Annotated in this window: 12 protein-coding genes; 6 read left to right on the plus strand and 6 right to left on the minus strand. The window is 57.5% G+C overall.

Features of this window, described 5'->3' with window-relative positions:
* The first annotated feature begins 93 nt into the window (after positions 1 to 93).
* From FPY71_RS02840 to FPY71_RS02850, 3 genes are all read left to right on the plus strand, one after another.
* Positions 94 to 852, plus strand: a complete 759-nt coding sequence (locus tag FPY71_RS02840) for a FadR/GntR family transcriptional regulator (RefSeq protein ID WP_149297430.1) — start codon at positions 94 to 96, stop codon at positions 850 to 852.
* Positions 845 to 1507 (plus strand): RraA family protein, encoded by a 663-nt coding sequence (locus FPY71_RS02845; RefSeq protein ID WP_149297432.1) that lies wholly within the window; start codon positions 845 to 847, stop codon positions 1505 to 1507. The genes FPY71_RS02840 and FPY71_RS02845 overlap by 8 nt, the downstream gene beginning before the upstream one ends.
* A gap of 226 nt (positions 1508 to 1733) precedes the next feature.
* Positions 1734 to 3356 carry a fucose isomerase gene (locus tag FPY71_RS02850; RefSeq protein WP_149297434.1) on the plus strand — a complete coding sequence of 541 codons (1623 nt, stop codon included), beginning with the start codon at positions 1734 to 1736 and terminating at the stop codon, positions 3354 to 3356.
* Between the two features lie 62 nt (positions 3357 to 3418).
* Here the strand turns inward: FPY71_RS02850 and FPY71_RS02855 are convergent, their stop codons facing one another.
* The 6 genes from FPY71_RS02855 to FPY71_RS02880 all read right to left on the minus strand — a co-directional run bounded on the left by FPY71_RS02855 (position 3419) and on the right by FPY71_RS02880 (position 9746).
* Positions 3419 to 4804 (minus strand): aspartate aminotransferase family protein, encoded by a 1386-nt coding sequence (locus FPY71_RS02855; protein WP_149297436.1) that lies wholly within the window; start codon positions 4802 to 4804, stop codon positions 3419 to 3421.
* A gap of 73 nt (positions 4805 to 4877) precedes the next feature.
* Positions 4878 to 5663 (minus strand): ABC transporter permease, encoded by a 786-nt coding sequence (locus FPY71_RS02860; protein ID WP_149297438.1) that lies wholly within the window; start codon positions 5661 to 5663, stop codon positions 4878 to 4880.
* Between the two features lie 2 nt (positions 5664 to 5665).
* The gene (locus tag FPY71_RS02865) at positions 5666 to 6850 is read right to left on the minus strand and encodes an ABC transporter permease (RefSeq protein ID WP_149297440.1); all 1185 of its coding nucleotides are present in this window, start codon (positions 6848 to 6850) and stop codon (positions 5666 to 5668) included.
* Positions 6847 to 7932 (minus strand): ABC transporter ATP-binding protein, encoded by a 1086-nt coding sequence (locus FPY71_RS02870; RefSeq protein WP_149297442.1) that lies wholly within the window; start codon positions 7930 to 7932, stop codon positions 6847 to 6849. The genes FPY71_RS02865 and FPY71_RS02870 overlap by 4 nt, the downstream gene beginning before the upstream one ends.
* Before the next feature lie 68 nt (positions 7933 to 8000).
* Complete coding sequence (locus FPY71_RS02875) at positions 8001 to 9041, minus strand: ABC transporter substrate-binding protein (protein WP_149297444.1); 1041 nt, start codon at positions 9039 to 9041, stop codon at positions 8001 to 8003.
* A gap of 156 nt (positions 9042 to 9197) precedes the next feature.
* Positions 9198 to 9746, minus strand: coding sequence for a cupin domain-containing protein (locus FPY71_RS02880; protein ID WP_149297446.1), 549 nt, complete (start codon positions 9744 to 9746; stop codon positions 9198 to 9200).
* A gap of 176 nt (positions 9747 to 9922) precedes the next feature.
* Between FPY71_RS02880 and hisD the strand changes: the two genes are divergently transcribed.
* The 3 genes from hisD to cysT all read left to right on the plus strand — a co-directional run bounded on the left by hisD (position 9923) and on the right by cysT (position 13264).
* The gene (gene hisD, locus FPY71_RS02885) at positions 9923 to 11203 is read left to right on the plus strand and encodes a histidinol dehydrogenase (RefSeq protein ID WP_149297448.1); all 1281 of its coding nucleotides are present in this window, start codon (positions 9923 to 9925) and stop codon (positions 11201 to 11203) included.
* Positions 11204 to 11359: 156 nt separating this feature from the next.
* The gene (locus FPY71_RS02890) at positions 11360 to 12361 is read left to right on the plus strand and encodes a sulfate ABC transporter substrate-binding protein (RefSeq protein WP_149297450.1); all 1002 of its coding nucleotides are present in this window, start codon (positions 11360 to 11362) and stop codon (positions 12359 to 12361) included.
* Positions 12362 to 12442: 81 nt separating this feature from the next.
* A complete protein-coding gene (gene cysT / locus FPY71_RS02895; RefSeq protein ID WP_149297452.1) occupies positions 12443 to 13264 on the plus strand; it encodes a sulfate ABC transporter permease subunit CysT in 822 nt (273 codons plus the stop codon).
* Position 13265: the final 1 nt, after the last annotated feature.

The raw sequence follows: 13265 nt of genomic DNA on the forward strand, positions 1-13265 counted from the left end.
CAAACACAGGACTGAAAAGCCTTTCTGATTCTTCGAAAGGCAAAGTTGCTGTGAACACCGGGCAGATGCCCTTACACAATAGTTGGTATCGGAATGGCTGAGGCAGGAAGTTTCAAACTGCCGCGCAATCGCGACAAGCTGCATCTGTCAGTTGTTGCTGCGCTGGAAGAGCAGATTCTTTCAGGTAACCTGCCGATTGGCGAAAAGCTGCCGTCGGAGAGTGAGCTTTCGCGCGATTTTGGCGTATCCACCCGCTCTGTGCGCGAGGCCATGCAGATTCTGGAAACCAAGGGGCTGGTTCGCAGACGCCATGGTGAGCGCACAACTGTGGTGCGCGATGATGTGGACGAGTTCATGGGCACACTGGCGGTGACCGTACGGCAATTGTTTGCCGGTGATCCGGCCTATCTCATTCAGCTTATGGTTGCTCGCCGCATGATTGAAACCGAGGTGGTGGGGCTGCTGACGTCTGGCGAGTGCACCCTGCGGGATGAAGTGCAGCAAGCGCTGGATGGCATGCGGGTTGCGCGGGACACGCAGGATTTTGCCGGCTTCATCGAGGCCGATGCTGCGTTTCATCTGGCGCTGGTGCATTCAACCGACAACAAGATCCTGTCTGTCTTTTACGACAATCTGTCGGGTCTGATCACCGAAGTCATTCGAGTAACAAGCCGCGTGCCGAGCAAGTCGCTGGAGGCAGCCTATGTTGAGCATGCCGATATCTACGCGATGATTGTTGCGCGCAACGAGGCTGGAGCCAAGGCGCTGATGCGCGCCCAGATCGACAACAGCGCAGCCTATCTGCGTGTTGCCATTGAAAACGCCAATCGCAAAGAAGGCAAAGATGACTGATTTCGATTATTCCGATACCGACTGGGCATCCATTGAACGGCTGAAAAAATGGTACTCCGGCGATGTCCATGACAGCATGGAGCATCTGGGCCTCTGGGGGCATCTGGAAGGCATTTCCCTGCATGGTTCCTTGGCCCCCGGCGCCATTGTCTGCGGCCCGGCCGTAACGGTGCAGTTTGAGCCTTCAGACCGCAAGGGAGAGCCGCAGGATGTTTACCACCATGCCATCGACAACACGCCAAAGGGCGGGGTTCTGGTGTGCGAGGCATCTTGCGCAGGTGGTTCATGCACCGGTGAACTGATGAGCAGCGGCGCCAAGACACGTGGTGCGGCCGCCACCATCGTCAACGGAACAGTGCGCGATCTGGCGCAGGTGAAGGAACTGGACTATCCGCTGTTCGGCACAGAGCCGAGCCCGGTTGGCGTAACCGGCAAAAAAGAGCCGAAACGTTCACAGGTGCCGGTGAAAATCGGCCGGGTCACTGTTTCGCCGGGCGATGTCATCTTTGCCGATATTGACGGCGTTGTCTGCATTCCCAAGGCAAGGCTGCGCGATGTTGCAGACGCAGCGGATGCGCTGGGTGCTAACGAGGCCAGCGCACGTGACAGGCTTCTGGCGGGCGAAAAGCTGCAATCTGTCTGGCCGGTTGAGTGAATCTCTGTTTTCTAAGCAAACGGCATTCACATTTGAAGAGAACACGATTCAGATGTGAAACCTCATTTAATTGAGGTGTCTGGGGCGCTTTCCGTGGTCGGTTGATCAAGGGAAGGCGCTCCATAAATACGAAAAGCATTTCGCTCTTTTGTCAGACTGAATTAAAGGTAGCAACGACCTGCGGGAATCAATCAGGGCGGGTCGATGTCTTGAGGGAGTTACACAAATGTCCGGCAAGGAAATCGTTCTGTTCGCCAGTGGTGATTTGCGACCATCCGCCAATGTTCAATGCTGGCCGGCACAGTCGGCTATGGAAGAAAAACTGGGCGAAGTCGTCGCGTCCATGGGTTTTGAGATCCGGCGCGGGCATCCTTACAAGGCGGAAGAAAAGCATGGCTTTCTGGCATCGCAGCGCGAAGGCATGGATGCCTTTGCGGTGCTGGACCCGAATGTGCCGGTGATCATTGCCGAATCTGTCTGGCAATATTCCCATCACGTGCTGGCCGGACTGACCAGTCACAAGGGGCCAATTCTCACCGTGGCCAACTGGTCCGGGCAATGGCCCGGCCTTGTTGGCATGCTCAATCTGAATGGTTCGCTGACAAAGGCCGGGGTGGATTATGCCACGCTCTGGAGCGAAACCTTTGAAGACGACTATTTCACCGAGCGACTGCGTGCCTGGCTGAATGGGCAACCGGTCGTGCATGATGTCAGCCATGTTTCTGCTTACACCGGAGCCGGGGTTAAGGCTGACATTGCCGAACTTGCAGACCGCCTTGCGCATGATTTCAGGCGCAACAAGGTTATTCTTGGCGTTTTTGATGAAGGCTGCATGGGCATGTACAATGCCATTGTGCCGGATGAACTGCTGATGCCGCTGGGTTTTTTCAAGGAGCGTCTGTCGCAGTCCACTTTGTATCACGCGACAACTCAGGTTAGCGATGCGGACGCGCGCGCAGTTTATGATGCCATGCTGGAACGCGGCATGACCTTCCATCTTGGTACAGACCCGGCGCAGCATTTGACCGAAGATCAGGTGCTGACCCAGTGCAAGATGTACATTGCAGCGGTGCGGCTGGCCGACACTTTTGGCTGTGAGGCCATTGGCATTCAGTACCAGCAGGGATTGAAAGACCTGCTGCCGGCATCGGATCTGGTTGAGGGCATTCTCAACAATGATGACAGGCCCGATGTGCGTAATGCGGCCGGCAAGGTTATCCGGCAAGGCGAGGCGATCGTTCATTTCAACGAGGTGGATGAATGCGCGGGGTTCGACGCGGTGATGACCAATCGCATTCACCGAGCGCTTGGTCAGCCGGTGGAAACCACCTTGCATGATTTGCGTTGGGGCGACTTTGACCCGACCGGTTCCACCGACGAATTTGTCTGGACCTTTGAGATTTCAGGCGCTGCACCACCCGCACACCACGAAGGCGGATGGAAAGGCAGCGACAGCATGCGCCAGCCGCCAATGTTTTTCCCGTTTGGCGGCGGCACCCTGCGTGGTGTTGCCAAGCCGGGTGAAATTGTCTGGTCGCGGGTGTTTATTGAAGATGGCGTTCTGAAAATCGACATTGGTCGCGGACGCGCCATTGCATTGCCGGACGAGGAAACCCAGCGGCGCTGGAACCTGACCAATAAAGAATGGCCGATGATGCACGGCGTTCTGACAGGTGTGAACCGCGATCAGATGATGGCCAAGCACAAGGCTAACCACATTCAGGTTGCCTATGCCCTGAGTGCCGGGGATGCGGACCGTTGCGCATTGGCAAAGGCAGAACTGGCGCGGCAGCTGGGTCTGGTCGTCAATCTTTGCGGAGTTGATGAAGCAGGGTTGAACGCTGCCTGATAATTGAGTTCATACAGGTTGATATGGAAAGCGGGCCGGAGCAATTCCGGCCCGCTTTTTGTTCAGATCACGCCATCTGCCTTAAGTGCAGCATAGGTATCTTCCAGCGCCGCGCCAAAGCGCCTGACCATTTCACGCACTTCGTCCGTCGTGATGATCAGCGGCGGGCAGAACGCAATCTGGTCGCCCATGGCGCGCACAATCACCCCATGCTCATGCCCTTTGGCAAACAGGATTGCGCCCGCTTTACCAACCGGGTCAAAGCGTGTTTTGTTGGCTTTGTCTGCCACCAGTTCCACCACGGCAATCAGCCCGATGCCGCGCACTTCGCCCACAAGCGGGTGGTCACGAAACTTTGCCAGCTCTTCCTGCAAGACCGCGCCTGAAACTCTGGCGTTTTCAATAAGGCCGCGCTCTTCAATGATTGCCAGATTTTCATTGGCAATGGCGCAGGAAACAGGGTGCCCCGTGGTGGTGAAGCCATGACCAAGCGTGCCGATTTTGGCGGTGTTGTCGGCAATCACCTGATAGATCGCGTCTGACATGATCACCGCGGCCAGCGGCGCATAAGACGAGGCAATCTGCTTGGATGTCACCAGCACATCCGGTTCAATGCCGAAATGCTCGCAGGCAAATGTCGTTCCCACGCGGCCAAAGCCGGTAATAACTTCATCGGCAATCAACAGAATATCGTTCTTGCGGCAGATTTCCTGCACACGCGGCCAATAGCCTTCCGGTGGCACCATAACGCCGCCAGCGCCCATGACCGGCTCACCGATAAAGGCGGCAATCGTGTCTGCGCCCTCTTTGGCAATTGTGTCTTCCAACTCCTGAATGAGCCGGTCGGTAAATTGCGCCTCGGTTTCCTGCGGCAGACCATTGCGCCAGTAATGCGGGCAGGTCAGGTGCGTGACAGGGATGATCGGCAGGTCAAAATCGCGATGGTTGACTGGCAGGCCGGTGAGCGAGCCGGACACCATGGTAATGCCGTGATAGGCGTTGGTCCGCGCCAGGAACCGCTTTTTCTGCGGTTTGCCACGTGCATTGTTGTAGTACCAGATCAGCTTGACGACGGTGTCATTGGCTTCGGACCCGGAATTGGTGAAAAACACCCGGTTGACGCTGGCCGGGGTCATTTTCACCAGACGTTCAGCCAGATCAACAGATGGCGCGTTCGTCTTGTGGCTGAAGGTGTGATAGTAAGGCAGTTTCTGCAACTGGCGGTAGGCTGCATCGGCAATGCGCTTTTCGCCGAAGCCCACGGCAACGCTCCACAGCCCGGCCATTCCCTCAATATATTTGTTGCCTCGATCGTCGTAGACATAAATGCCTTCGCCACGGTCAATGACAATTGGCCCGACTTCCTCATGCTTGCGTGCGTTGGTGACCGGGTGAAGAATATACTCAACGTCTCTCGCGTAGACGGAGTTGGGAAGAGCCGATGACATTGAACGTCCTTTCTGATGCGGTGTGTTGCCAATAGCGGCCTACACCGGATTTATATGCAATTCATGTACCTTGTTAGCTTGTAACGAGCGCTCTTTGTTGTCGCCAGCGCAACAGCGCCGCCAATGCTGCCAGCAGCAGCGTTCCGACGATCAGCAGCAGAGCCGCAGCAGCAACCGCGGGGCTGATATTTTCGCGGATGGAAGAGAACATCTGGCGTGCCAGCGTACGCTGGTTGGGGCCAGCAACAAACAGCGTCAGCACCACTTCGTCCAGTGATGTGGCAAAGGCAAACACCGCTCCGGTGACAATGCCGGGCATGGCCAGCGGCATGGTGACACGGCGAAACACGGTGACAGGGTTGGCGCCAAGGCTGGCTGCTGCGCGCAGTGTTGTGCGGTCTATGCCCGCGAGTGCGGTGGACACGCTGACCACGACAAAGGGTACGCAGAGCACGGCATGGGAAACAATAACGCCAAGATAGGTGCTGGCCAGCCCGATTCTGGACAGGGAAATTTGCAGGCCAACGCCAAGCACCACTGCGTGAACCACCATTGGCAACAGAAACACCGTGCGAAAAAATCCCGCAAAGGGCAGCGCTCGGCCAGAAAGGCCCAAAGCCGCCAGCGTGCCCAGAACAACAGACAGCAATGTAGCTCCGCTGCCGATGATGAGGCTGTTGACGATGGACAAACGCCAGGCATTTGCCGTTGCCAGTTCACTGAACCAGCGGGTGGAGAAAGACGGGATCGGGTAGTTGAGGAAAATTGACGATGTGAAGGCCAGCGGCAGAATTGCCACCAGTGGCAGCAGCAGAAACGCGACAATGGCAATGCCGAAAATGGTTTGCGCAACACGCATGTTTACGCCCCCACCGGTGAGCCAGCGCGCGAGAGCCGGTTATAGACGATGTAGAGCACGGTCGTGACAGCCAGCAGAATGATGCCGAGCGCGCCCGCCATGCCCCAATTGGCAGTTTGCAGAGCGTAGAATGCGATGATGGAGGAGATCATCTGATCATTTGGCCCGCCCACCAGCGCCGGCGTGATGTAGTAGCCAATGGCCACCATGAACACCAGCAACGAGCCTGCCAGCACGCCCGGCAGGCTGAGTGGCAGAAGCACCCGCCAGAAGGCCCGCAATGGAGTTGCCCCCATTGAGGCCGCCGCCGGCATGAGGTTCTTGGGAATGGCGTTAACCACCGAAAAGATTGGCAGCACCATGAAGGGCAGCAGAACATGCGTCATGGCAATGATAACGCCGGCGCGGTTGAATATAAGCGGCAACGGGCTGGAAATCAGCCCGATATCGATCAGGAACCGGTTGATAAGCCCCTGATCCTGCAACAGGATGAACCATGCGGCGGTGCGCACCAGCAGCGATGTCCACAAGGGCAGCAACACCGCAAGCAGCAGCACGGTGCGTTTCCAGCCGGTTACGGAAGCCGCAAGCATGGCATAGGGCAGGCCGATGGCCACGCAGGCCAGCGTGATAATGCCGGCGATGGAAAATGTGCGCCAGATGATCAGCCCATTGGCCGAGCTTCCGGGAGGTGCCCGAACAATTTCCCCCGCATCATTGCGTGTCAGATCCACCGCCGCCAAAAGGTTGCGGTCAGTATAGGGCGAGGCTGCAGTTTGTATGGCAGCCCAGAAAGCGGGTTCGCCCCACCGGCTGTCAATTGCCACCATGTCGACTGGGGCAGTCGGGTCCATCTCGCGGGCTTCGCGCTGGGTTTTGCCCATCAATGTGCGAAAACCGGAAACCGCACTGTTCAGCCGCCGCACCGCTGGTCCCAGCGTGGAGTTGTCGGTTTCGCGCAGATCGGTCATGAAAGCCGTCTGAATTTCGGGAGAGGGCGGCGCATTGCCGTCCCACGCGTCAATCACGGCTATTGTGCGCGGCAGGGCGCCGGCCATGGCGTCATCCCGAACGGCCACCGTGGTCATGGTCCATAGCGGCCAGACAAAAAACACTGCCAGAAACAGCGCCATTGGCAGAACCAGAAGCCCTGCGCGCAGGCGGGAGGAGAGCGGCACCGCGTTCATGCTGCAAACACCGCGCAGTCGGCAGGATCAAAGGAAACTTCCACCGCCTGCCCAGGTTCAAAACTGCCTGAGGCGCGTTCAGCCCGTGCAACCAGCAACAGGCCCTCTGCCGCAAGATGCAGGCGTATATGGTCGCCCTGATACACAGCGTCCTGCACCACGGCCGACAGCCGGTTGGCATGTGGTTCCGACCGGTTCAGCACCAGTCTCTCCGGGCGAATGGACAGCGCAACCTTGCCAGGCCGCACCGATGCCTCTGACGCGTGGGTGGTCACCACAGGTCCGGGATCAGCCCCTTCACCGTTGATGGAAATGACAAGATTGCCCGCACCATCACTGGCTGCCACGCCTTCCAGAAGATTGGTTTCGCCAATGAATTGCGAAACGAACCGGTTTTGTGGCCGGTCATAAACATCCGCCGGTGCGCCAATCTGGGCAATCTTGCCTTTGTCAAAAATGGCAATTCGGTCAGACATGGTCAGCGCTTCCGACTGATCGTGAGTGACGAACACGATGGTCAGGCCAAGCCGGCGATGCAACTCGCGGATTTCAAGCTGCATCTCCTCGCGAAGCTGTTTGTCCAGCGCGCCCAGAGGCTCATCCATCAAAATGACCTTCGGCTCAAACACCAGCGCCCTGGTCAAAGCCACACGCTGTTGCTGCCCGCCTGAAAGCTGCGAGGGCTTGCGGTCACCGAGATGCGAAAGCCGCACCCGTTCCAGCGCGGTTTTTACTTTTGCCGCAATATCCGCTTTGCCCATCCCGCGCATCTGCAGCGGAAAGGCTACATTTTCCGCCACGCTCATATGCGGAAACAGCGCGTAATTCTGAAACACCACGCCCATACCGCGTTTGTGCGGCGGCAACTCGTTGATTTTCTGATTGTCCAGCCACATGGCGCCCGATGTGATGCTTTCAAAGCCTGCCAGCATCATCAGAATTGTGGTTTTGCCGGAGCCTGAGGGGCCAAGCAGGCTAAGAAACTCACCCTTTTTCACCTGCAGGTCCAGCCCTTCAACCACCTGCATGGGGCCATAGCTTTTCGAAACATTTTCCAGATGAATAAATGAGCGTTCAATCATGCGGCCCGGATGCTCCATTATCATTTTTGGGGACGGCGCATTGCCGCGCCGTCCTTTTTAACCCCGGCTTATTGGGCCAGCCAGGCATTGAAGCGTGTGTTCAACTCTTCAATGTTGTCAATCCAGAACTCTGTGTCGAGCGTGATTGCGCCCTCCAGATTTTGTGGAGCGGTTGGCAGCTCCGCCGCAGCCTCTGCCGACAGCATTTCCCCGGCTGCGATATTTGGCAGACCATAGGCAATGTATTCCGGCAGTTTGGACTGGTTTTCAGGCTCGCTGGCAAATTTGATGAAGTCAAAGGCCTCATCCTTGTTGGGCGAATCCTTCAACACAACCCAGCTATCCACGGCATAGATGCTGCCCGGCCAGACGATCTGCAGATTGCGCCCTTCTGTCTTGTTGATACCGGACAAACGCCCGTTGTAGGCCGTGGCCATAACAACTTCACCAGAGGCCAGAAGCTGCACCGGCTGCGCGCCGGATTCCCACCAGACAATATCGCCCTTGATCTCGCCAAGCTTGTTGAAGGCGCGATCCACACCTTCATCGGTGGCCAGAACTTCATAGACATCCTTGGCTGGCACGCCATCCGCCATCAAGGCAAATTCCAGCGCATATTTCGGGCCGCGGCGCAAACCGCGCTTGCCGGGAAATTTTTCCGTATCCCAGAAATCTGCCCAGCTTTGCGGCGCCGTTGTCAGCTTGTCGGCATCGTAACCAAGGCCTGTTGTCCAGACAATGGCGCCAACGCCGCATTCATTAACCGCCGAGGGAATGAACTTGTCCTCACCACCCAGTGCATTCCAGTCAACCGTTTCATACAGGCCGTCGGCACAGCCCAGCGCCAGTTCTTCCGCCTCAACCTGCACCACATCCCAATTGGCCGGCCGGGTTTCCATTTTGGCGGCAATAACGCCATAGCCGCCATCCCAGGATTCTTCCAGAACAGGCTTGCCGGTCTTTTCTGCGAAAGGCTTGAAGTAGATTTCGCGCTGGGCATCCTGATAATTGCCGCCCCATGACACAACAGTCAGGTCGCGTGCACTGGCGGTGGAAACCAGCGCGCTGGCAATGAGCCCGCCCAAGGCGCAAAGTGTGAGTTTCTTCATGGAAAATCCGTCTCCTCATGTTCAGCCCATGCGCCAACTGAACCACAAAGAAGCCTTCAAGCGCAGCCTCGAAAACCGCCCGTTGAATTTTCTATCCAAAGCACCGCACCATATTGCCCGGTTTTTGATCTTGCACCGCGCAAAATATCAGCGAAACTAGTAGGTGGGTGGCGTGACGGCGCTGATGATACGGGCCTGTCCATTGCCGCAATTGCGGAAGCGGTGAGGCATCTGGCTGTCGAAGTAATAGGCGTCTCCGGTTTCCAGAACCTGTGTTTCACTGCCCACGGTCAGCTCAATTGCGCCTTCCACAACCACTCCGGCCTCCTGCGCTGCGTGGTTGAAGGGCTGGCCGGTGTCTGCGCCGGGCGCATAGGTTTCATGCAGCATCAACAGACTGCGATTGGGGTGGTTTATGCCGATGATGCGGTAGGAAATGCTGTTGGGCCGGCCAGCCTCCGGCAGATCATCCCCCCGATAGAAGGGCGAGTAATGCGTGGTCGCCGCCAGTTGCGAGAAAAAGCCGCTCATGGTGGCGCCCATCGCTTCCAGAATAGCGCTCAGCGTATCCACGGATGGGCTGAGGCGGTCGCGTTCAATCAGCGAAATCGTTGAGTGCGAAATGCCTGATCGCAACGCAAGCTGCCTTGTGGAAAGCTGCCTGCGCCTGCGCATTTCCCGCAATCCCTGGCCAATGGCAGACATCGCATTTCTCCAGTTCCCGTTGCTTTCTGCACAGGCAGAAATTGCACTGCACAAATATCAAACATTAATTTGCACCCTCTGGTGAGGATATTCAACATGTGCCTTCGGGCGGATTGGCAGCCGGTGGATTGGGTGCCAAGCAATGGCTGTCTTCTCATTGTCAGTTGGATTTCACCATGTCGTCACCGCGCTCCGATACCTCTCTGTCGTCAGGCATCACCCATATCAAAGCGCCACTGGCAAGCGCCAAGGTCGATGGCAGCGAAATTGAAACCACAGTTCGGCAGGTGGTGGCAGATGTTGCGCGTGATGGTGACGCGGCGCTGACATCCTATTCGCAGCGTTTTGATGGCATGGCGCCGGATTCGCTTGAGGTCAGCGAGGCAGACAAGGCACAGGCCGTGGCCCGGCTGGATGCGGAAGCGCGCGAGGATATGGAGTTTGCCATTGAGCAGGTGCGCCGCTTTGCCGAGGCGCAGCGCCAGACCATGCTGCCGCTTGAGGTTGAAACCTTGCCGGGGCTGCATCTTGGTCACAGGATCATTCCGATTCGCCGCGTTGGTGCCTATGTGCCGGGCGGGCGTTATCCGCTGCTATCGGCCCCGGTCATGACCATTGTTCCGGCTGTTGTTGCCGGGTGTTCTGAAATCATTGCCTGTCTGCCGCCAACCGCGCATGAGGCAATGGTTGCCGGCTGCCATTTGTCCGGCGCGACACGCATTTTCCGGGTGGGGGGCGCGCAGGCCATTGCTGCCATGGCCTATGGTACGGAAACAGTTCCTGCGGTTGACAAGATCGTTGGCCCCGGCAATGCCTATGTTAACGAGGCCAAGCGCCAGGTTTTTGGCAGAGTTGGCATTGACCAGCTGGCAGGTCCGAGCGAAATTTATGTGCTGGCGGATGATACGGGGGATGCGGCAATGATTGCCACAGACCTGTTGGCGCAGGCCGAGCATGACGTGCGCACGCGCGTTGGACTGATCACCACCAGTGAAAGGCTGGGCAGGGAGGTGGTGGCTGAAGTGGAACGCCAGCTGGCCACACTGTCCACCGCGGCAGTGGCCCGCCCAGCATGGGAAACTTACGGCGAAATTGCATTGGCGGCGGATGAGGCGGCCATGATCCACTATTCAGACTGGATTGCCGCCGAGCATTTGCAGCTGCACACGCAGGATCCGCATGGACTGGCGGAAAAACTATCCAGCTATGGTTCATTGTTCATCGGCACCAATGCCAGCGTGGTCTATTCCGACAAATGCTGCGGCACCAACCACACGCTGCCGACAATGGGGGCAGGGCGATACACGGGTGGGCTGTGGGTTGGCTCTTACCTCAAGGTTTGCACGCATCAATGGTTGAATGAGGAAGGTGTTGCCAGAGTTGCCCCCCATGCCGTGCGTCAGAGCGCGCGCGAGGGATTGGAAGGGCATCGCCGGGCGGCAGCTTTCAGGCTTTGAAACTGCGCAATCGGGCGGGCGAACAAAAAAACTACGCCCGGCGGAATCTGCGAAAGTTTGGTTCGGCTTTTGTGCTTCGGACGACAAGCTTGCGTCTGGAGCCGGGCTGGACGCCGGGCGATAAAGGAGCCATCAGGTTTGAAGGAGCCTCGCCCGATGAAAAAAGCCGCGCTATTGAGCCTCGCATTGTCCGCACTTGTTTCAACCGGCGCACAGGCGCAGGACGCAGACAAGATTCTGAACGCTTCCTATGACGTTGCCCGCGAGCTGTTTGCCAGCGTCAATCCGGCCTTTGCTGCCAGCTACAAGCAGGCTACCGGCAAGGACGTGACGATTGACCAGTCTCATGCAGGTTCATCGCGGCAGGCCCGCGCCATTCTGGAAGGTCTGGAGGCTGATGTCGTCACCTTCAATCAGGTCACAGACATTGACGCGCTGGTAAAGGGTGGTTTCGTTGCTGCCGACTGGCAGCAGAAATTCCCCAATCAGGCCTCTCCTTTCTATTCGCTTCCGGCGTTTCTGGTGCGGGAAGGCAACCCGAAAAACATCAACGACTGGGGCGATCTGGTCCGTGAGGATGTTCAGGTCATTTTCCCCAATCCGAAAACTTCCGGCAATGCGCGTTACACCTACCTGGCTGCCGTGGCCTATGCCAATGAGGCATTTGGTGGTGATCAGGCCAAGGTGGATGAGTTCGTTGCCGCCTTGTTTGACAATGTGCCGGTGTTCGACACGGGCGGACGCGCTGCCACCACCACCTTTGTCGAGCGTGAAACCGGCGACGTGCTGATCACCTTTGAGGCGGAAACCCGCGGCATTGAAAAGGAATTTGGCACCGACCGGTTCGACACTGTTGTGCCGTCTGTGAGCCTGTTGGCAGAATTTCCGGTAGCGGTGGTTGACCGGGTGGCCGAGCGGCGCGGTTCGACAGAGCTGGCAAAAGCCTATCTCGACTATCTCTACACCGATGAAGGCCAGACAATTCTGGCGGAAAATGGCAACCGCGTGCACAATGAAGCCGTTGCCGAAAAATTTGCCGCAGATTTTCCTGAAGTTCGTCTTGTAACCGTGGATGATGTGTTTGGTGGCTGGGATAAGGTTCAGGAAGAGCACTTTGCTTCCGGTGCCAAGCTCGACCAGTTGTACGGCAGCCGCTAGTATAGACGCAGCACCCATTCAGTTGGAGGGCATTCCGGTTCTGCCGGAGTGCCTGTCTCCGTTTAGAAGGGCGAATAACCCGTGTCGCGTCGTGTATTGCCGGGGCTTGGCCTAAGCCTCGGGGTAACCCTGATTTATCTGGGACTGATTGTGTGCCTGCCGCTCGGCGCCTTGATTTTCAAAGCCGCCAGCCTTGGGCCGGAAGCCTATTGGCGCATCATTTCCTCTCCCCGTGCTGTTGCCAGCTATCAGATTACGGTTCTGGCGGCGCTGGTTGCCACTGCTGTCAACATTGTTTTCGGTTTGGGGCTGGCCTGGGTGATAACCCGTTACCGCTTTCCCGGGCGGCGGTTGCTGGACGCCATGGTGGACCTGCCATTTGCCTTGCCCACAGCCGTTGCCGGTATTGCGCTGACCAGCCTGTTTGCCAGCAATGGCTGGCTTGGCAGCACGCTGGAGGCCATCGGCGTCAGAGTGGTCTACACACCGCTGGGCATCATGGTGGCAATGATTTTCACCAGTCTGCCCTTTGTCGTGCGCACCGTGCAGCCGGTGCTTGAAGATCTGGACCCTGCACTGGAAGAAGCCGCCCTGTCGCTTGGCTCTGGCGATGGACGTATTTTCCGCAAGGTCCTATTGCCATTGCTGATGCCCGCGCTTCTGGCCGGAACTTCATTGTCCTTCGCCCGATCGCTGGGCGAGTTTGGCGCCATCATCTTCATCGCTGGCAATCAGCCATTCTATACCGAAATTACCGCGCTTCTGGCTTTCATCCGGCTGGAGGAATATGACTATCCGGCCACGGCGGCCATCGCCTCGGTGATGTTGATCACCGCCTTCGTCATGCTGGCAATCACCAATGTCATGCAGGCCCGCGCCCTGCGCTATATGGAAAGGGGCTAGC

This window comes from Aureimonas fodinaquatilis, from assembly GCF_008369445.1.
Lineage (GTDB): Bacteria > Pseudomonadota > Alphaproteobacteria > Rhizobiales > Rhizobiaceae > Aureimonas > Aureimonas fodinaquatilis.

Excerpts from the sequence above, each read along its gene's own strand:
- FPY71_RS02840 (WP_149297430.1), top strand. The coding sequence starts at position 94 with ATGGCTGAGGCAGGAAGTTTCAAACTGCCGCGCAATCGCGACAAGCTG.
- FPY71_RS02845 (WP_149297432.1), top strand. The coding sequence starts at position 845 with ATGACTGATTTCGATTATTCCGATACCGACTGGGCATCCATTGAACGG.
- FPY71_RS02850 (WP_149297434.1), top strand. The coding sequence starts at position 1,734 with ATGTCCGGCAAGGAAATCGTTCTGTTCGCCAGTGGTGATTTGCGACCA.
- FPY71_RS02855 (WP_149297436.1), bottom strand. The coding sequence starts at position 4,804 with ATGTCATCGGCTCTTCCCAACTCCGTCTACGCGAGAGACGTTGAGTAT.
- FPY71_RS02860 (WP_149297438.1), bottom strand. The coding sequence starts at position 5,663 with ATGCGTGTTGCGCAAACCATTTTCGGCATTGCCATTGTCGCGTTTCTG.
- FPY71_RS02865 (WP_149297440.1), bottom strand. The coding sequence starts at position 6,850 with ATGAACGCGGTGCCGCTCTCCTCCCGCCTGCGCGCAGGGCTTCTGGTT.
- FPY71_RS02870 (WP_149297442.1), bottom strand. The coding sequence starts at position 7,932 with ATGATTGAACGCTCATTTATTCATCTGGAAAATGTTTCGAAAAGCTAT.
- FPY71_RS02875 (WP_149297444.1), bottom strand. The coding sequence starts at position 9,041 with ATGAAGAAACTCACACTTTGCGCCTTGGGCGGGCTCATTGCCAGCGCG.
- FPY71_RS02880 (WP_149297446.1), bottom strand. The coding sequence starts at position 9,746 with ATGTCTGCCATTGGCCAGGGATTGCGGGAAATGCGCAGGCGCAGGCAG.
- hisD (WP_149297448.1), top strand. The coding sequence starts at position 9,923 with ATGTCGTCACCGCGCTCCGATACCTCTCTGTCGTCAGGCATCACCCAT.
- FPY71_RS02890 (WP_149297450.1), top strand. The coding sequence starts at position 11,360 with ATGAAAAAAGCCGCGCTATTGAGCCTCGCATTGTCCGCACTTGTTTCA.